The 19,191-nt window shown below is 56.2% G+C and carries 18 protein-coding genes; 9 read left to right on the plus strand and 9 right to left on the minus strand.

Features of this window, described 5'->3' with window-relative positions; genetic code table 11:
• Positions 1-10: 10 nt before the first annotated feature.
• Both GKC68_RS12430 and GKC68_RS12435 read right to left on the minus strand, forming a co-directional pair.
• The gene (locus tag GKC68_RS12430) at positions 11-1,261 is read right to left on the minus strand and encodes a CmpA/NrtA family ABC transporter substrate-binding protein (protein WP_028722137.1); all 1,251 of its coding nucleotides are present in this window, start codon (positions 1,259-1,261) and stop codon (positions 11-13) included.
• A gap of 258 nt (positions 1,262-1,519) precedes the next feature.
• The gene (locus GKC68_RS12435; RefSeq protein ID WP_028722136.1) at positions 1,520-2,743 is read right to left on the minus strand and encodes a nitrate regulatory protein; all 1,224 of its coding nucleotides are present in this window, start codon (positions 2,741-2,743) and stop codon (positions 1,520-1,522) included.
• Between the two features lie 487 nt (positions 2,744-3,230).
• Here GKC68_RS12435 and GKC68_RS12440 point away from each other — a divergent pair, with 487 nt between their 5' ends.
• From GKC68_RS12440 to GKC68_RS12475, 8 genes are all read left to right on the plus strand, one after another.
• Positions 3,231-3,719 (plus strand): SH3 domain-containing protein, encoded by a 489-nt coding sequence (locus GKC68_RS12440; protein ID WP_014605990.1) that lies wholly within the window; start codon positions 3,231-3,233, stop codon positions 3,717-3,719.
• 70 nt (positions 3,720-3,789) lie between these two features.
• Positions 3,790-5,007 carry a type IVB secretion system protein IcmH/DotU gene (gene icmH / locus GKC68_RS12445; protein ID WP_264238786.1) on the plus strand — a complete coding sequence of 406 codons (1,218 nt, stop codon included), beginning with the start codon at positions 3,790-3,792 and terminating at the stop codon, positions 5,005-5,007.
• Positions 5,007-7,115, plus strand: a complete 2,109-nt coding sequence (gene tssM / locus GKC68_RS12450; protein ID WP_342656189.1) for a type VI secretion system membrane subunit TssM — start codon at positions 5,007-5,009, stop codon at positions 7,113-7,115. The genes icmH and tssM overlap by 1 nt, the downstream gene beginning before the upstream one ends.
• Positions 7,116-7,128: 13 nt before the next feature.
• Positions 7,129-7,827, plus strand: a complete 699-nt coding sequence (gene tagF / locus GKC68_RS12455; RefSeq protein WP_014593563.1) for a type VI secretion system-associated protein TagF — start codon at positions 7,129-7,131, stop codon at positions 7,825-7,827.
• A 34-nt stretch (positions 7,828-7,861) separates the two neighbouring features.
• Positions 7,862-8,989 carry a type VI secretion system-associated FHA domain protein TagH gene (tagH, locus tag GKC68_RS12460; RefSeq protein ID WP_028722132.1) on the plus strand — a complete coding sequence of 376 codons (1,128 nt, stop codon included), beginning with the start codon at positions 7,862-7,864 and terminating at the stop codon, positions 8,987-8,989.
• A complete protein-coding gene (locus GKC68_RS12465) occupies positions 8,986-9,762 on the plus strand; it encodes a protein phosphatase 2C domain-containing protein (protein ID WP_342656190.1) in 777 nt (258 codons plus the stop codon). Before tagH ends, GKC68_RS12465 begins: the two co-directional genes overlap by 4 nt.
• A 13-nt stretch (positions 9,763-9,775) precedes the next feature.
• A complete protein-coding gene (locus GKC68_RS12470) occupies positions 9,776-10,723 on the plus strand; it encodes a hypothetical protein (RefSeq protein ID WP_342656191.1) in 948 nt (315 codons plus the stop codon).
• 44 nt (positions 10,724-10,767) lie between these two features.
• On the plus strand, positions 10,768-12,180 hold the full coding sequence (locus GKC68_RS12475; protein WP_342656192.1) for a serine/threonine-protein kinase: 1,413 nt from the start codon (positions 10,768-10,770) through the stop codon (positions 12,178-12,180).
• A 60-nt stretch (positions 12,181-12,240) separates the two neighbouring features.
• On the opposite strand, the gene GKC68_RS12480 is transcribed toward GKC68_RS12475, so the two are convergent.
• Together GKC68_RS12480 and chaB are read right to left on the minus strand one after the other, a co-directional pair.
• Complete coding sequence (locus tag GKC68_RS12480; protein WP_173647309.1) at positions 12,241-12,915, minus strand: gamma-glutamylcyclotransferase; 675 nt, start codon at positions 12,913-12,915, stop codon at positions 12,241-12,243.
• A 436-nt stretch (positions 12,916-13,351) separates the two neighbouring features.
• A complete protein-coding gene (gene chaB, locus GKC68_RS12485; RefSeq protein WP_028722127.1) occupies positions 13,352-13,582 on the minus strand; it encodes a putative cation transport regulator ChaB in 231 nt (76 codons plus the stop codon).
• A 365-nt stretch (positions 13,583-13,947) separates the two neighbouring features.
• On the opposite strand from chaB, the gene chaA reads away from it, so the two are divergent.
• Positions 13,948-15,039 (plus strand): sodium-potassium/proton antiporter ChaA, encoded by a 1,092-nt coding sequence (gene chaA / locus GKC68_RS12490; RefSeq protein WP_028722125.1) that lies wholly within the window; start codon positions 13,948-13,950, stop codon positions 15,037-15,039.
• Between the two features lie 66 nt (positions 15,040-15,105).
• Here chaA and kdsA read toward each other — a convergent pair whose 3' ends face one another.
• From kdsA to prfA, 5 genes are read right to left on the minus strand one after another with little or no spacing between them, the layout of a single operon-like run.
• Entirely contained in the window at positions 15,106-15,960 is an 855-nt protein-coding gene (gene kdsA / locus GKC68_RS12495; RefSeq protein ID WP_028722124.1) for a 3-deoxy-8-phosphooctulonate synthase, read from the minus strand.
• A gap of 25 nt (positions 15,961-15,985) precedes the next feature.
• Positions 15,986-16,795 carry an invasion regulator SirB1 gene (gene sirB1, locus GKC68_RS12500; RefSeq protein WP_014593560.1) on the minus strand — a complete coding sequence of 270 codons (810 nt, stop codon included), beginning with the start codon at positions 16,793-16,795 and terminating at the stop codon, positions 15,986-15,988.
• Positions 16,792-17,190 (minus strand): SirB2 family protein, encoded by a 399-nt coding sequence (locus GKC68_RS12505; protein WP_028722123.1) that lies wholly within the window; start codon positions 17,188-17,190, stop codon positions 16,792-16,794. The genes sirB1 and GKC68_RS12505 overlap by 4 nt, the downstream gene beginning before the upstream one ends.
• Before the next feature lie 41 nt (positions 17,191-17,231).
• A complete protein-coding gene (prmC, locus tag GKC68_RS12510; RefSeq protein ID WP_206115616.1) occupies positions 17,232-18,074 on the minus strand; it encodes a peptide chain release factor N(5)-glutamine methyltransferase in 843 nt (280 codons plus the stop codon).
• Positions 18,074-19,156: a peptide chain release factor 1 gene (gene prfA, locus GKC68_RS12515; RefSeq protein ID WP_013025524.1), complete on the minus strand. Its 1,083-nt coding sequence runs from the start codon at positions 19,154-19,156 to the stop codon at positions 18,074-18,076. The genes prmC and prfA overlap by 1 nt, the downstream gene beginning before the upstream one ends.
• Between the last annotated feature and the right edge of the window lie 35 nt (positions 19,157-19,191).

A 19,191-nucleotide genomic window follows, 5' to 3' on the forward strand; every position in this document is an offset into this window, starting at 1 on the left:
AGGGCCTCTCTTAACGTTTGATCGCGAAGCTGGCGGCGTAGGCGGCGGGATCGGTGCCATCCCATACTTTGCCGTCCAGTAAAGTGCTGCTGCGCATGTCGCTGCCGGGCAGCGTGACGTTGCCGACCGCGCTGGCAGCCTGTTTGTAGATATCAATACGGTTAATCTGCCTGGCGACTGCCAGATAATCGGGATCGCTGGTGAGCATGCCCCAACGCTTAAGCTGGGTCAGGAACCACATGCCATCGGAGAGATAAGGGAAGCTGACGCTGCCGTCGTGAAAGAAACGCATCGCATGGGGATCCTGCCATTTTTGACCCAGTCCGTTTTCGTACTGGCCCAGCATGCGCCCTTCCAGCGTCTCGGGTTTGGTGTTGATCCAGGCGCGTCCGGACAGTACCTGCGCCGTTTCACGTCGGTTATCGTCTGACGCATCGATCCAGCGCGCGGCTTCCAGCACCGCAGACGTGAGCGCGCGGGCCGTATTCGGGTTGTCTTTGACCCACTCTGCGCGGGTGCCCAGAATTTTTTCCGGATGATCCGGCCAAATCTGCTGGCTTGTGGCAGCGGTGAAACCAATATTGTCGCTGATCGCCCGCTGGTTCCACGGCTCTCCCACGCAGAAGCCGCTCATGTTACCAATCTTCATATTCATCACCATTTGCGGGGGCGGAACCACGACGGTGCGCACGTCCTCAAACGGGTTGATACCGGCGTTAGCCAGCCAGTAATAGAGCCACATGGCATGGGTGCTGGTAGGAAAGGTATGCGCGAAGGTCATGCTGCCCTTCGCCTGGCTGTCGATAGTTTTTTTCAGGCTGGCGCCATCGGTCACCTTCTGCGCCTTGAGCTGGTTTGACAGTGAGATGGCCTGACCGTTGTTGTTTAACGTCATCAGGTTCGCCATATCGTGCTGAGGACCGGCGACGCCCAGCTGCAGGCCATAGATCAGGCTGTAAAGTACGTGTGCTGCATCCAGTTCACCCGAGGTGAGTTTATCGCGTACCGCCGCCCAACTCGCTTCTTTGCTGGCCTGCAGCGTCAGGCCGTATTTCTTGTCAAACCCCTTTACCGAGGCCATAACCACCGGCGCGCAGTCGGTCAGTGGAATAAAGCCGACGCGCACGGTCGGTTTTTCTGGCGCGTCGGAACCTGCCGCCCATACCGCGTTGCGCAATCCCGGCAGCAGCCAGAGTCCACCGACGGCGGCGCCGGATAACAGCAGTTGACGACGAGAGAGTGAAACTGGCGATTTGCTCATCTTTACCACCCTGAAGAAATAAAAAAAGGCGTCCTCCCCACTGCTCTCGCAAGGGGACGGACGCCTTTATCCAAAGCACTCGCTCTACCGCCGTTGGCAAAGCAAATACGTACACTCTTTAAGGTAAAGCAAACCGCGTGCCAGAATTATTTGCCGTCGCGTCTGCCCTGCGCGGCAAAGAGGTGATGGATTTTTAATCGTTTTTGCACGTTGGTGACGCAGGTCACGCACAAGCGTTGTGCAGCTAACCCTTTCGGGTTAGCGCTTCACTGTGGCTGCGACCGTCACGATCGCCTGGGCGATTTCCGGCAGCCGTTTGTTTTGATCCATCGCGCTTTTGCGCAGCGTCTGCCAGGCCTTTTCTTCGCTCAGGCCATGCTGCTGCATCAGCCAGGTTTTAGCCTGATCGAGCAGCTTGCGCTCTTCGAGCGTGGCGCGCATCGCTGCCAGCTCATTGGCCTGGCGCTGCAGATGCTGAGACTGCTCACCAATCAACGACAGTAACGATCGCCCCAGCTGTGGAGCGAGGCCTTCGCTGTTAAGCGCGGTGGGCCGGGTAGCCAGCCAGTCTGCGCCAGACACATAGAGCGTGAAGTCGCAGCCTGACGTCGCCACGCTCAGGGGCGCGCCAGCCTGATGCTGCGCCAGGGCGATAGCCTCCCGGCAATGCGCCATCAGCACGGCAGACAATTGGTCCTCAAGCGACTTCATTTGATCGATGCGCTCAGATAGCAGCGAGAACCAGTGCAGCGCCCCGCTCTCGTCGCGCCTGCCGTCGGTACAGGCGATGCGCCTCAGCCGCTCAATTTCCCGGCCAGGCTGCGCCAGCGGCTGCCAGTTGCGCAGCACGGTCTCATCGGCAAACTGCTGAAAGGTAGTAAAGCTCTGTTCCTGCGCCTCAATAAGCGCCACCATCGTGCTGCGCTGTTCGGCCGTAAACTGCCCGGCCGCAAATCCGGCCGCGCCCTGGGCCCGCTCCTGCCCCGTCAGTTCTTTGCCCTGCATGAAGCTGAACAGGGCGATAAGTGCCCGGGTGATTTCCGGATGGCTGGCGGTGTCGGCCGCTTCAAACACCAGATTAAGCAGGCTACGAATAATCGCATTGAACGCCGCCATCGCCTGCGCATGTGTGACGTCCTGACGGGCGATCTTCTGGCGCAGAACCGGCAAGTCTGCCAGTGCCTGTAACGCTGTCGCGATCAGGTTGCAAAAACGGCTGTATCCGGGTTGAGCCTCCGCTTTGGGTAATGCCCGGCTGAACGCAAGCTGGCTCCGGCTGACATCCTGCTCACTTGCCGTGCGCTCCCCGCCATACAGCCGCCCTTGCGAACAGATCCACAGGTTGCTGGCCCCCCGTTCGCGCTGCAGCTGATGAACCAGCTCGCTGACCGTAGTAATTAATTTACCGGTCTGCCGAAGTCGCTCCAGACTGGCAATATCGCTTTGCCGTGAGGCCTGCAACCAGCTCAGTGCGTCATCCATTGCTCAACCCTCTGAATGCAAAAAAAGAGTCAAGCAAAAGCCGTGCCGCTTCCGATCGCAGGGCCATAAGGATGAGACTGCCTGAACAATGACCGCCAGGAACGCAGTCCAGGCAATGCGGGCTGTTAAATTGTTATTGGTGCTTACGCTTTTTTTTGCCTGTCATCTGACTGTGCCACTATCCAGCCCGACGTGTCTGGCTGGCCTCAGCATGACTGCTTTGCCCTGTGCGCGGCAAGGTGAAACCGCCACGACACCGCGGTGTGACAAGAAGGTGATGAACGCGCTTTACCATGCTATATCATTGGGTGCAATGGTTTGAATTCTCAAAAGTCTTAGGTAGACTGAGCGCTGTACAGGATAAATGTCATTTACCGCATTATCTTAACGGCTTACCTACCCGACTGCGCTTCCTCCCCAGTGAAGGTGAACAGCCGTGTTCTGATGAACAACATGCAGGTATATTGATAATATCGTGAGGAAAAAGGTGAAAAAAAATTTAGCGTTTATCCTGTTAGCGGGGCTTTTATTGTCCGGCTGTAAAACGCCACCGCCTGCGGTGAATGATGACACCCTGGTCACCAGTGATGTGAACGGTGTGAAACTGGTACACCGTCATGCCGTGGCGGCACCCACAACCTTTACGCCCATAAATCAAACCTGGCGCGCCCTGTACAAGGCGTCGGTGATGACCCAACCCGATTACGGCGGCAAGGTTGTTCGTTACCTGGAGGCGGGAAAGTCTTTTGAGGTTCTTGGCAGCGTGGAGAACCACTGGCTGGCCATTGCTGACAAGCCGGATGGCATGTTAACCGGCTACGTGCCGCTGAAGGCGGGCGTAGAACGTCATCGTTATGATGACACGTTACGCAATGACCGTCCGCGTCCGCGAAAAACTAAACAAGTGTGCGTTGACGTCGGAGGCGACAGCAAAGCCTGTCGTAATACCGCGACGGCGACCTGGATTCTGAACTAATGAAATTAACTACCTGCCCTGCTGGTCACGTTGCCAGAAACGTTATCTGTCGCGGGAAGAACACACAGTAATGAGCGTGGAATCCTCACCGCGAGAGGTCACGACCTCGGGTACCGAAAATCTTTTGCTTAAAGCGGCCTCGCCACTGCTGAATGCGGTGGTGCAGATTCGTCAGGCCGCCACGCACGACGATCCTGCGGGTTTACGTCAGTCACTGATTGATGAAGTGCGCGCCTTTGAACAGCGCTGCAAGCAGGCGGGTTTGCCGTTTGAAATGATCATTGGCGCACGTTACTGCGTCTGCAGCGCGCTGGATGAAGCGGCCGCGCAAACGCCCTGGGGCACGCGCGGCGTCTGGTCCGGTAACGGCATGCTGGTGACCTTTCACAATGAAAGCTGGGGCGGTGAAAAATTCTTTCAACTGCTGTCTCGTATCTCGCAAAGCCCTCAGCAACACCTCTGGCTGCTGGAAATCATCCATTACTGTCTGTTACTGGGTTATGAGGGTCGTTATCGGGGCAGTGAAAAAGGCCGGGCGCAGTGCGACAGCCTGCGGGCACGACTCAAGGCCCTGATTGATGAAACCCGCGCTCAGCAAAGTACCGATTCCGCCCCGCTGGTGCAGGTGCATCCGCTGGTCAGCACGCTGGCGCGGCCGATGGTGCCGCTCTGGGCCTGTGCGATGCTCGTCGCCCTGATCGGCTGTCTGATTTACAGCGGGCTGAACTGGCGACTGGGCAATGCGGCCGAACCGCTGCTGCGCAGCCTCTACAACATGCCGCTGCCGCAAATCACGGTGAATCGCCGCCCTTCCTCGCCGCAGGCCCTGCTGGATTTACGCCAGCGGCTCAATGACGTGATCGCCGCCGGTCAGCTGGAGGTCAGTGATGGCGCGTTTGGCAGCAAGGTAATTATTCCTGCCGACAAGCTGTTTGCCGAGCAGGGAACGGTCATCAACCCGGTAGGACGGGCCATCCTGGCGCGGGTTTCCAGCGCGATGAAAGATGTGAAGGGCACGATTCTGGTGTCGGTGTTTACCGACGACAAGCCCGTGGACGGCAGCCGCTTTGCCTCCAGCTACGAATTTTCTTTTGCCCGGGCGCGCTCCGTCAGCCAACTGCTGCAGGTGCAGCTCGCTGACACCCATGTTATCCGCTCTGAAGGCCGCGGTGACAGCGATCCCCTGCTGCCGAACGACAGCAGCGAGAACCGAACCCGCAACCGCCGTGTTGAAATTACGCTGTTCGCTGCACCTGAAACACTGAGCACTCACCAAGGAACACACTGATGCGCGCTTCTTTTCGCTTATTTTTAACGCATCGACTGCTGTGGAGCTTTATCGGTGTAACGGCACTGAGTTGCCTGTTGTGGATGCTGGGGCCGCTTATCACCTGGAATGAAACCCGTCCGCTTGAACCCGCCCTGCACCTCGAAATCGCCGTGAGCACGCTTTATCTGCTATGGATCGTGCTTCAGTTAATCCCTGCGGTGTACCGCGCCTGGTATAACAGCCGTCTGCTGGATCGGCTGCAGGTGGTTGAAAGCGACGATCCCGCCGAGCGTCAGGCGACAGAAGCCCTGCTGAGTCAGCGTTTTAGCGAAGCAGCCATGCGCCTGAAACGCACCCATTTTGGCCGGCGTCAGGGCAGCCTGTGGGCACGCATCAACGCGAATTATCTCTACCAGCTGCCCTGGTACCTGATGATTGGCGCGCCGGGTGCCGGTAAAACCACCGCGTTGCTGAACGCCGGACTGAAGTTTCCCCTTACTGATACTTTTGGTAACGAGGCTGTGCGCGGCGTCGGCGGAACACGCAACTGCGACTGGTGGTTCACCGACAGTGCGGTATTGATCGACACCGCCGGACGTTATGCGTTACAGGAGAGTCAACGCGCCCGTGATGCCAGCGAGTGGCAGAGCTTTATTAATCTGCTGAAGCGCTATCGTGCCCGACAGCCGATCAATGGCGTGATCATGAGCATCAGCGTCGCAGATTTGCTGAGCGACTCGGCCGAGGCGCGTTTTGAGCAGGCTAACGCCCTGCGTGACCGCCTGAACGAGCTGCACCAGCACACCGGTATTCACTTCCCCGTGTATATCATGGTGACCAAGACCGACCTGCTGAAAGGCTTTATGAGCTATCACGGCTCGCTGGATAAAGCCCGACGCGATGCCATCTGGGGATTCACCTTTCCCTGGGATGCCGGTAAGCCCAATAAGCAGGACTGGCATCCGCACTTCGACCTGCAGTTTACCCAGTTAGAGCAGAAGCTGCAGCTACAGCTGGCCGATCAGATGACCCACGAGCGCGATCTCAATGAGCGGGCAGAGTGTTTCCTGTTTCCGCAGGAGTTCTCGTCTCTGCGCCCGCTGCTCAGCGAATACCTGGACATTGTGTTTTCACCCCGCGCTGAAACCGTCGCCTGGAATCCGCGCGGGCTGTTCTTTACCAGCGGCACCCAGGAGGGCTTACCTTTCGACAGGGTGATGGGTGAGCTCAGCCGCAAACTGCAACTGCGCCAGGCCGGTTCCCATTCGATTGCCGCCTGGGACCGCGTGAACCGCAGCAGCCCTATTCCCGGAAATAAAGGCCAGAGCTTTTTTATTCGCGATCTGCTGAGCAATCTGGTGTTCAAAGAGAGTGGTCTGGCGGGCAGCAACCGTCGCTGGGAGTACCGCAATCAGCTGCTGCACTGGATTGGCTACGGCATGCTGGCCGGCGCGCTGGTGATCATGAGCGGCTTATGGCTGACGAGTTACTATCAGAACCAACACTATCTGCAGCAGGTTACGGCGCGATTACCGGTTATCTCACAACAAAGTCAGCAGGTGATACATCAGCCCGCTGATAATATTTTTGATCTGCTACCCTTTCTGAATAACCTGGTGAAGTTACCCGTTTCCGACCAGTTTTCTCTCGATAATCCGCCGCTTACTATGCGGGCCGGTTTATATCGTGGGAACCAGGTCAGCGATGCGGCCTGGGCGCTTTATCAAAATGCGCTTAAGTCTTTATTGCTGCCCCGCGTGGCGCAACAGATCACTAACCTGCTGCGTAATGACCCAGGTGACGATAACGAGTACAGCCGAAATGCGCTGCGTGCTTATCAGATGCTGTATCAGCCGAGAAATTATGATGGGGAATTCCTCCGCGCCTGGCTGCTACAGAATCTGCAACATGCGTTACCGGAGAAGGTCAGCGCCCGGGATTTGCAGCAGCTGGACTGGCATCTGAGTCAGCTGCTCGATCAGCAAATTCAGTCGTCGCCCTACGCGCGCGACAATGCGCTGATGATGCGCAAGCTGGCTGATAACTTAAATAATGCCGGTCGCGACAGTACCCTGCTGGCGACCGCGCCGCGCAAAGCTCAGCGCCTGACGACGCATAACCCATAATAGCGAGGTGAACATGCCTGTCTCTCTGGCCCCTGGCTGGTACGGTAAATTACCCTCCACGGGGGACTTTTTGCATCATCGGTTAACCGAGCAGTTGATTGCACCCTGGAACCACTGGTTTCAGCAAGGTCTGGTGCACTGGCATCATCAGGATGATGCGGTGAGCGCCGACTTCCTGCGCGCCCCGGTCTGGAATTTTGTGTTACCGATCACCCCAATACGCAATCAGGTGCAAATGGGTTGCCTGCTGCCCTCCTGCGATCGGGTCGGTCGTGCCTGGCCACTGCTGGCGTTGCTGAGTTTTCCCCTGGCCCAGTGGCATCCGGCGCAGTTAACGATTTCGGGCGACTGGTATCGGGATCTGGGCGCGACGCTGCTGAACGCCGTGACACAGCAGCAGAGTCCGGCACAGCTGGAACAGGCGATCCAGACCATGACGCCGCTGATGATCCCGGTACAGCAGCACTCCGATATCATGGATGTAATCGGTTTCCAGGATTTACCTTGCACGCTGAGCTGGCAGGACGTCGCTGAACGTTTCGACCCTCAGCAACATATTAGTTACTGGTGGAGCAATCGCAGTGACGGTTTCGTGCATGCCACGCACAAGCATAGCGGCAACCTCACCCCCGAACTGTTCTCATTACTGTTTAATCCGGCGGCAGGTGCACAGCCGGGTCGCAATGGCCTCTATCCACCGATGTTTGAGTGAGGCGTTGCTACTGTCCTCACTGACGGGATAACTCATGCAATTTACCATCGTTCAATGCACGTCTGATGTTCCGGTGAAAACCGTCACCTTTCATCCTCCAGGCGGCACTATTGGCCGCAGCCAGGATAACGACCTGGTGCTGCCGGATGAAGCCCGTTCCATTTCCCGCCTGCAGGCGCTGGTGCACCTGTCAGGCGAAGGCGAATGCCGTCTGACTAATCAGGGCAGCGTCACGCCTGTTGAACATAACGGTGTGGCCCTGAAGCGCGGCGTGCAGGTGCGCCTGAAGCACGGCGACGCCCTGCGCATTGGTGACTACGCCATTGACGTGCGCGATCCGGCCGTTCACGGCGTAAACAGCGATCCCCTGGCTTTTTTTACCGACGCCGCGACGCGAACGAATCCGCTGGATATTCCCGAACATGCCGACGTAGAGGAAGTGGCGGAAGAGCCTGCCGTGAAGCGGCCTGAACGGCGCGGCGATGCGAGGCTGGCGATTGATCCCCAGACCAGCGAAACGTTTCATGTCCCCTCTGCCGCTGGAGTGGAGCAGGACAAACTGGTGGCGGCCCTGCTCGACGGCATGGGCCTGAATAACGGCCATAATACGGCTATCAGCGAAGAGCAAATGCGCACAACGGGCAGAATGTTGAGCCTGTTCTCGCAGGGGACGGTTGCCCTGCTGTCATCACGTTCCATTCTGAAACGTGGTGTGAAAGCCGAAATGACGATGATCCTGAACGAGGCAAATAATCCGTTCAAAATCCTGCCTTCAGGCAAAACGGTTCTGATGCAGATGTACCAGAGCCAGATGCCGGGTTTTATGCAGCCCGAGCAGGCCGTGCGCGATGCGCTGGTCGATCTGCAGGCGCACCAGCTGGGCATGATCGCCGGGATCCGCGCGATTATCGCCGCGATGCTGCAGTCGTTTAATCCTCAGGGACTGGAGGAGCAGGCGCGCGCTGACGGTGCCGTATCCAAAACCCCGTTCTCGCCTTTTAAGAAAGCCGCTATGTGGGACTATTTTACGCGTCGCTACCAGCGCACCGCCGGCGAGATCGAAGACGATTTTCATACGCTATTTGGGGAAGCCTTCCTGCATGCCTACGACATGGAGGTCAATCAGTATAAAGACTCCCAGACGCGCACGGACGACGCATGAATATTGTCTTTGACCGTCATTGTCAGCAGGGGCTGCGCGATGAGAATCAGGATCGTACCGGGGTAATACTGGATGCGCGCAAAGCCTGCTTTGTCGTGTGTGACGGCGTGGCTGGCCTGCCCGGCGGCGATCAGGCCGCACAGCTGGTATGCGATGTGCTGATTGAACAATTACAGGATTGCGAGCAGGTCACCCCCGCGGTGACGCATCAGGCGGTAGAAAAGTGCCGTTCAATACTTGAAATGGCCCAGGGTAATAATCCGAATTTTTCCACCATGTGCACCACGCTTGCGGGCCTGTTTATCGACCGCACCCGACAGCGCGCATGGTGGGCGCACGCAGGTGACAGCAGGGTTTACCACTTCCGTCACGGGGTGCTGAATGAGGTGACCCGCGACCACAGCCTGGCGCAAAAGTTGTGCGATGCGGGCTATGAAAATACCGGAATTAACAGTAATTTACTCTATAATGCGCTCGGCATAGCACCCGTTCATCCTGTGAGCTTCGCTGACGAAATTATGCTGGAAGACGGGGATGCGTTTTTAGTGTGCAGCGACGGTTTCTGGCTGAATCTGACCACCACGGAAATGGAACAGGCTCTGCGCATGGTCAATGACTGTGATGAGTGGCTGACGTTAATGGCGCAGGCGGTGAACCGCGACGTAAAGAAAGACAACCTTAGCGCTCTGGCGGTGTGGATTGGTGAGCCGCAAGATGCCACCCTGCTCTACACGCTGTCTGACTCAGCACGTTTTCTGCCCTCAGGCTATTGATTAAAGGAACACTATGAAATTGTGGTTGCCCGCTATAGCCACGTTGTTTATGGCCTTTGCTGCGCAGGCGGAAAATTATCGTGTGGTGTATTCACCCAGTCTTGAACTGGAAGTGTACATTGACAATGTTGCGGGCAAAACGCCTGATGACTGGTGCCAGGAAACGCTACCGATCCGTATCGTATCGGGCAAAGACCAGGATTCAGCGATTTTAAAATCCTTTCTGCCGCGCTTGGGCACGCTGTTAGCCAACCAGTGTAACGCGCTGGACGTCTTGCCCTGGCAGATGACGAACGACGAGGGCAAGGTGCTGGCGACGGGCAGCGCCAGCAAGCTGCAGAACTGGCGAATGATCGTGAATACCGATGCAGCCGCCCCACCACCACGGGCCAGCGCAGCCAGTCCGTCGCGTCCGGCAGACAACACGCCGCTGCAGCATTTCGCTTTACCGAACGGCTGCCGTTTCCGCACCGCGTGGGACGAGCGTGGACTGTCGATATTTGTGCCCGACAAAGGTAAGCAGCAGTGTTCATCTGAGGGCTGGCTGGAAGGCAAAAGTGAAATAACTCTGAGCGGTGGCGCGCAGCCACAGACGGTTGCAGTCAGTTTTTACCAGGGTTATCCCCTTGCCAACCTGACGCTCACCGACCAAGGCCTGCAAATTGTGGATGTGAATAAACAGCGTATGATTCTGGCCCGATCCGATGCGCCAGACAGCTGGATCGTCTTACCCTTTGATGAACAGCAGCATCTGTGGCGCTTTGACGGAACCTTATTGATCAAAGCCGAGCAGGCGACGACACAGCAGGATACCAACGCGCTGGCCTCGCGCATCAGCACCCTGCGCAGCCGCTGGGCAACCGGTTTTACGTCGTCGCAAAAAGTGAATGTGTTACTTGTCGATGCCTTGCGCGCGGATCGGGTCGATCCTGGCGCAGGTGCATGGCGTAACATCAATTAATTACCGCGTAGCCTGACAAGCAGGCCCCGATCAGAGAGTCTATTATGTCGGCTAATGACAGTCAGAAAACAATACCGAATGCCTTACCTGGCGGATATCGTTTTAACGAGTTCGAAATTAAAGAGGTGATTGGCGGCGGCGGTTTCGGCATTGTCTATCGCGCGTGGGATCATCAACTCGAACGCACCATTGCGATCAAAGAGTATATGCCTGTGTCGCTGGCGGTCAGAACACAAGACTTATCGCTGGAGCTGCGCGGTGAACGCTTTCAGAAGCTGTTTAACGCCGGTCTGAACAGTTTTATTCAGGAAGCCCGACTGCTGGCGCGCTTTAACCATCCCGGCCTGCTGCACGTTCTGCGTTTCTGGGAACAGAACGGCACCGCCTATATGGGAACGCTCTACTACAACGGCATGACGTTGAAAGAGTGGCAGATCACCAGCCATGAGGCGATTTCAGAAGCCTGGATCCGCCGCCTGCTGCCGCCGCTGTTAGGGGCGATCAACACCATTCATCAGGCTGGCTATCTGCATCGCGATATCTCGCTGGACAACATCCAGATTCAGGAAAATCAGCTACCGGTCCTGCTCGACTTTGGCTCCGCCCGCAAAGAAATTGGCAACCTGTCCGACGAAACCGAAATCATGCTCAAGCCGGGGTTTGCACCGATTGAGCAGTACAGCGAAGAAGGTGAAAGCGAACAAGGGCCGTGGACGGATATTTATGCCCTCGGTGCCGTATTACATACGCTGATTACAGGCGCCCCGCCGCCGGTCAGCGTGGTGCGCTGCATTGAAGATAACTACCTGCCGCTGGTCACGCGCAAGCCGGCAGGTTACTCGCTGCCGCTGCTGCACGCCATTGACTGCGCGCTGACGATGAAGCCCCGCGATCGCCCGCAGAATATCGATGAGTTTGCCGCGTTAATTGATTTGCCGGTTAGCGACGTTGAAGCGGTAGTGAACAGCCTGCAACAACGTAATGACGAGCAGAATAACAGCGAGGCCACCTCAGCCGATACCGCGCCGCCGGTCGTGTTAGCAATGAATCATGGTGCCACGGCGGCAGAACCCGTGACCGGACGTAACGTCCGTCGTCTGTCGCCAGGATTAGTGGCACTGGCCGCTGTGGCGCTGATTGCCGTTGCCGGGGTGGTCTGGATTGAGAATTCGCGCGCGCCTGCGGCGTCCCTCGTCAACAAGGGCCCGTCATCATCGGGCGCCGTAACGGGCACGGTGCCTGCCGGGCTGGCGAGGGTTTACCTTAAGCTCACCAACGACGAGCAGGTAGTACTGAACGGCCAGCCCGTTGCAGTACGTGCCAGCAGCAACGGTTTTGCGGTGCTCAACCTGGCCGCCGGGCAGTACCGCATTGACGTACGCGCCGGTAACAGGCTGCGCAGTCAGTCACTGGTGATTGATAAACCCGGTACCTGGCTGATTAATCCCACCAATTAGTGTGTGGCAATACAGGATCAGGGCAGCCTGGCTGCCCGCTTTGCTCAAAGATTTGCTGTCTCAGGCCTGTTTCAGCCAGTCTTGTTGCAACGCACGTACCTGGTGCGCCAGACGGATCAGGTCTTCCTCCTCCATCCCGCGCCGGGTCAGCTCGGCTTCCAGCGAGAACAAATACTGGGCATTCGACCCCAGCGGGCCGGTAGCCGCGGCAATCAATGGCGCAACGGCCTGCGGACAAGTGTCATCCTCATACAGCGGGTGACGTGGATCCATAATAAACACCAGCGCGGTCACGCGGCGACCGTCTTCCAGTGAAAGTTCACACCAGGTCGGCAGGTAGCAGCCGGTAATCATTTCTCGCTTCCACAGCAGCGCCAGCTCGTCGTGCAGGCGCGCTTCCGGCAGACGAAAGGCCAGCCCTCGGGTGATGCCGCCCTCTTTCAGCGCCAGCATGCGGCCCGGATGTGCAGCCGTGCCGCGTCCTGCGGTGAGGCGTAAACAGAATGCCCGATGCCAGCCGTCCAGTGACGCCGATGCCACCTCGTCCGCCTCAAATACCGGGTTCCACATCAGCGAACCGTAGCCGAAGATCCATACCGGGCTGTGATCGGGCCGACACGCCAGGGTTGCTGCCAGCGATGCTGCACGCTGTTCACAACTCCACAGGAGTGTTTCCTCGATATCACCAAATGACGTTTTACAATCTGCTTTTAATAAGAATTCCCGGGTTAGCAATGCGACCTCCTCAACATTCACCACATCCTGTGCAAGTGGCTCCTCTGCTCTGTGACGTTCAACATTCACTGATTCACGCTCTGTTCATTTAACTGACATTAATTATTAACACAATGAGTTGCAAGCAAGAGTCGGAGTAGAAAGTAAAAATCCACTTATATTCCGGTATTAAAAGAAAGGTTAATTACATACCAAAATCTTATTTTAAAAAAATGCTGAGATGTAACAGCTCGTTATCGCGGATTATGAACACGATAATAACGGTTTTTAATTAGTAACAAATATGGGTCGATAATGTCGGATTGGGCTGATGAGGAACAAAGCACAGGCTGACGCGCCCGCGTTGGCAGGCGACATCATTATTGAGGCAGGCTTTGCAGCAGAAACACAGTATCCCGTCGAGGCCGGATGGGTGAGCGCGTCGGCTGAACGGATGTTATTTTTTAGGATGCCATTTATCATCATCCCCTTTTTGATATGTCTGTTTTACCGCAGCCCAGGCCACCTTATGTGCCACCTCTTCACGGGATTCATCCCCACGGCGGTCGTCAGAGTCTTTGTACTCTGTCCATGCATGGTTAAAAGCCTGCTGGTAGATGTCCTGCGCGTGGGCAGGCAGAACATGTTTAACAGACTCTGGAAGATCGCTTCGCTTATCGTAGGGCATAGCCACTCCTCAGTTAACAGGGTAATGAGTAAGCCTGGCGCAGATGGCCATAAATGCAAACCAGGTTTTATTGTGCCTTCCGCGATTTTTCTCTTCAACGGCGGGTTAATGCCCCCTTTCACGGCACTTTATGGAGATAAACGCCCGGATAACTCAGGTTATGGCATCTTCTTTACCCCTGATTTCAAAAAGGAAACGTGCGATAAGTGATAGTTACTCGCCCTTCAAACCAAAAAAGCATGAAAGTAAAAAGCGGTAAATTTTTACCTTCATTGTGATTGAAAAGTTAAACTACGTAACCTATAAGTTTCAATGTAATGGCGGGTAAATGAATTACCCCTTTTATTTAGCAGAGAGGATGGTGAATGCCTTCACATGAAAAAACACGTCACAAAGAGTTTTCACTAATACTTCCCCTTATTGCCTTGGGCATACTCTATTTTTTTAGCGCACAAACCTCACTGCCTGTTGTGGTCGGTATTAACTTACTGGCGCTGTTGGCGATCCTCAGCAGCGCCTTCAGCGTCGTGCGCCATGCGGACGTTCTGGCTCACCGTCTGGGTGAACCCTACGGCTCGCTGATTCTCAGTCTTTCTGTGGTGATCCTTGAGGTCAGCCTGATTTCGGCGCTGATGGCCACCGGCGATGCGGCACCAGCGCTGATGCGCGATACGCTTTATTCCATCATTATGATTGTGACCGGCGGTCTGGTAGGCTTCGCGCTGTTGCTGGGTGGTAAGAAATTTGCCACTCAGTATGTAAATCTGGCTGGGGTAAAACAGTATCTGATTGCCATTTTCCCGTTGGCGATTCTGGTTCTGGTGTTTCCGAATGCCCTGCCGGGTGGAAACTTCACCACGGCGCAGGCGCTGCTGATCGCTGCGATTTCTGCCGCCATGTATGGCGTTTTCCTGTTGATTCAGACCAAAACGCACCAGAGCCTGTTTATCTACGAGCACGAAGATGAAAGCGATGATGGCGATCCCCATCACGGTAAGCCTTCTGCCCACAGCAGCGTCTGGCACGCTTTCTGGTTGATTATCCATTTGATTGCGGTCATTGCCGTGACCAAGATGAATGCCAACCCGCTGGAGCATTTGCTGAGCGAGATGAACGCACCTAAGCAGTTTACCGGTTTCCTGGTGGCGTTATTAATTCTTTCGCCAGAGGGACTGGGCGCGATAAGGGCTGTATTGATGAATCAGGTTCAGCGCGCCATGAACCTGTTCTTTGGCTCGGTGCTGGCGACTATTTCACTGACGGTGCCTGCGGTCTCCATTATCGCCACCCTGACCGGACAGGAACTGATCTTTGGCCTGGAGCCGCCGCAGATGGTGATTATGATTGCGTCACTGATTCTGTGCCAGATCAGCTTCTCAACCGGCAGGACCAACGTACTGAATGGCGCGGCCCATCTGGCACTGTTTATTGGTTACCTGATGACGATAATGCTGTAATCCCCTGATCCAGGACAAAAAAAAAGAGCGACTATTCGCTCTTTTTTCTTATCGGCAGCGGCTGGCTTAGTTGCTGGTGTCCAGCGCCGGGAAACTTTTGACCAAATCATCAATCGCTTTCATCTGCACCAGGAAAGGCTCCAGCTTGTCCAGTGGCAACGCCGACGGGCCATCGCACTTAGCATTGTTGGGTTCCGGATGCGCTTCAATAAACAGACCCGCAATGCCCACGGCCATACCGGCACGGGCCAGCTCTGCCACCTGCGCACGGCGCCCGCCCGAAGCGGCACCAAAAGGATCGCGGGTTTGCAGCGCGTGCGTCACGTCGAAAATGACCGGAGAGTTATTGGTCACCTTCTTCATCACGTTGAAACCCAGCATATCCACAACCAGGTTATCGTAGCCGAAGTTACTGCCGCGATCGCAGAGAATGACGTTGTCATTTCCGCCTTCGGCAAACTTATCCACGATATTGCCCATCTGGCCGGGGCTGACAAACTGCGGCTTCTTGACGTTAATCACCGCGCCGGTTTTTGCCATCGCTTCAACCAGATCGGTCTGACGCGCCAGGAAAGCCGGCAGCTGAATCACATCTACGACGTCGGCAACCGGCTGGGCCTGGGATGCTTCGTGAACGTCGGTAATGATTTTCACGCCAAACGCCTGCTTCAGCGCCTGAAAAATCTTCATGCCCTCTTCCAGGCCGGGACCACGGTAAGAGTGAATTGAGGAACGGTTGGCTTTGTCAAAAGACGCTTTGAACACGTAAGGAATGCCGAGTTTGTCGGTCACTTTTACATAGTGCTCGCAGATGCGCATGGCGAGATCGTAAGATTCCAGCACGTTCATGCCGCCGAAGAGAACAAATGGCAGATCGTTTGCGACCTTGATATCACCGATACTGACGACTTTCTGTGTCATGCCCTTTCCTTATCTGGGGTGACGCTTAATGCAGCGTCACGCGTTTTTGTTCGATTGCGTGAATCTGAACTTTGATCATCTCGCTGACCGGGTCTTCAGGACACTGTTCAACGAAGTAGGTTAAGTCATTTAACGCGATATGTTCGCACTCAAGCTGAGCGTAAATTAAACCACGATCGCGAATTTCATAGGGATCGTCCGGATCAATTCGCAGAAGTACCTGACTGACGTTCAGGGCCAGTTCCATCTGCTTCTCTTCCATCAGCGCCGCTTTCAGCGTATCCAGCATCTTGCGCATGACGCTCTCGGTTTTGGCTTCGTCCAGATCGTCATCATAAAGACGCGCCAGCGGACTGATATTGCCCTTCAGCCACACTTCCAGCGTGTGCGTGTCCAGGGTTTCCCCGTTAAAGGGATTAATCAGCCATTTGTCGCCGTCGAGCCAGTCGGCGCGCAGAATCAGCTGCGTCGGGAAAATCACCGGCATCAGAGGTAATTCCAGTTCAGCCGCGATATGCAGCAGGATCACGCCCAGCGATACCGCCGTGCCCTGACGGGTTTTCAACACCTTATCCAGCCAGAGCGCATCTGACAGGTTATAGACGCCGCTGGCACCGCCAAATTTCCACTGCTTGTAAAACAGCTCCAGCAGCTTTTCGAGCTTTAAATCGGCATCCTGTTCATGACTGACATAGTCACGGGCTTCAGCCACTAATGCAGCTAACTGTTCTTCAACTGACAACGCCGGGAAATCAGTGCGGATGGCCATCGTGGCGCCAATCACTGCCTCACACAGCGGTGTCTCACTGTAATCAAGTTGTTCGGTGGAGCTCATACTATCCCCAGTAACGGCATTTTACTCAGTGCCAGCTTAATGATCGTCACCAGCGCAATCAATGCCACGATAAAGGCGATCCAGCGGGTCCGGTCAGAACGTGGGCGGCGGCTTAACGCAACCGACCCAAGGGCAATATAGATAATAACGCCTAACAGCTTCTCAGTCAGCCAGCTTCCCTGAGGCGAAAACGGATAGAAATGGGTGATCATCACCAGTGACGCGCCGCTCAGCAGCAACAGCGTGTCATTGATATGGGGCAGAATGCGCACCCAGCGGCGTTGCAGCATGGCAGAGCCTGTGCGCTGCCAGTAAAACCGCAGCAAAAAAAGCGAAATCGTCACTGCCACGGTCAGCAGATGCAGATTCCTGATTAGCGGATAGTAAGCAAACATCGTTCATCCATGTTGTTCTTGATTATTCTTCAATAGCGCGCTCAGGCCAGGTGCGGGGCTGCCTGCCCAAACGTGACCCGGGGGTTACCGCCATAATCATTCGCCGTCGCCACCGACAGGTAATGATGCTGCTGCATCAAGTGGCGCACGGCTTCATCCTGCTGCCAGCCATGCTCCAGCAGCAGCCAGCCGCCTGGCTGTAACCAGTTTATCGCCTGCTCGATCAACAGCCGTAAATCCGCCAGGCCCGCCTCTTCCGCCACCAGCGCACTGCGTGGCTCAAAACGCACATCGCCCTCGTTAAGGTGGCGATCGTTCGCGTCGATATAGGGCGGATTACTGACAATCAGGTCGAATCTGGCTGGCGTAATCTGCGCAAACCAATGGCTTTGTATGAAGGTGGCGTTAGGGATGGCCAGATGCGCGGCGTTGCGTTGCGCCAGCGCGACCGCGGCAGGAATGCGATCGACACCAATGACGTCACAATCCGGACGTTCGCTGGCAATCGCCAGGGCTATCGCCCCGCTTCCGGTGCCCATATCCAGGACGCGTGCGGATGACTCAGGCAGATGCGCCAGCGCCTGCTCCACCAGTATTTCGGTGTCAGGACGGGGGATCAGCGTTGCGTCGTTTACCTGCAGCGGCAGCGACCAGAACTCCCGCTCGCCGATCAGATGCGCAACAGGTTCGCCCCGGGCGCGACGCGCCAGCAGCACGTCTAACTGCTGCAGCTGCGCTTCCGTCAGGAGAGTTTCATCAAACGCCACCAGCCAGCTGCGGGATTTGCCGGTCACAAACCCCAGCAAAATCTCTGCGTCTCGTTTCGGACTGTCGCCCCCACACAAGGTGGCGACCGCCTGTTTGAGCCAGTGACGGATATCCATCAGTCCTGACCGGCCAGCGCGGCCAGTTGGTCAGCCTGATATTCCTGCACAATAGGTTCAATCAGACTGTCCAGCTTGCCTTCCATGGTTTCATCCAGACGGTAGATCGTCAGGTTGATACGATGGTCGGTGACGCGGCCCTGCGGGAAGTTATAGGTCCGAATACGGTCAGAACGGTCGCCGCTGCCCAGCAGGTTGCGGCGCGTACTGGCCTCGGCTTCGTGGCGTTTTGCCATTTCTGCCGCATGGATACGCGCGCCCAGTACGGACAGGGCTTTGGCTTTGTTTTTGTGCTGAGAACGTTCGTCCTGGCACTCCACCACAATACCGGTTGGCAGGTGGGTAATACGAATCGCAGAGTCGGTGGTGTTGACGTGCTGACCACCGGCCCCTGAGGAGCGGAACGTATCAATTTTTAAATCAGACGGGTTGATCTCCGGCAGCTCGGCCTCCGGCAGTTCCGGCATCACCGCCACCGTACAGGCGGAAGTGTGGATGCGTCCCTGGGATTCGGTTTCTGGCACACGCTGAACGCGATGGCCGCCTGATTCGAATTTAAAGCGGCCATAGGCGCCTTCACCCATCACGCGGGCGATCACTTCTTTGTAGCCGCCATGTTCGCCCTCGTTGGCGCTGACGATTTCAACGCGCCAGCGACGTGACTCGGCGTAACGGCTGTACATCCGGAACAGATCGCCGGCAAAAATGGCCGCTTCGTCGCCGCCGGTGCCGGCCCGCACTTCCACAAAGCAGTCGCGCTCATCGTCCGGATCTTTCGGCAGGAGTAACAGCTGCAGCTGTTGCTCCAGGGACTCACTTTTTTCCCGTGCTTCCAGAAGCTCTTCCTGCGCCATATCGCGCATCTCAGGATCGTCGAGCAACATTTTGGCGGTTTCGATATCGTCCTGGTTCTGCTGCCAGTCGCGGAAGCAGCGCGTGACATCGGTCAACTGAGCATATTCACGCGACAAAGCACGAAAGCGGTCCTGATCGGCAATCACGCCGGCATCGCCCAGCATCGCTTCCACTTCTTCATGGCGCTCCTGCAGCGCTTCCAGTTTAGCAACAATAGAGGTTTTCATTTAACTGTGGGATTCCCGTAACAGATGACGACAGC

It is taken from the genome of Pantoea sp. RSPAM1, assembly GCF_038816185.1.
GTDB classification, from domain to species: Bacteria; Pseudomonadota; Gammaproteobacteria; order Enterobacterales; family Enterobacteriaceae; genus Pantoea; species Pantoea ananatis.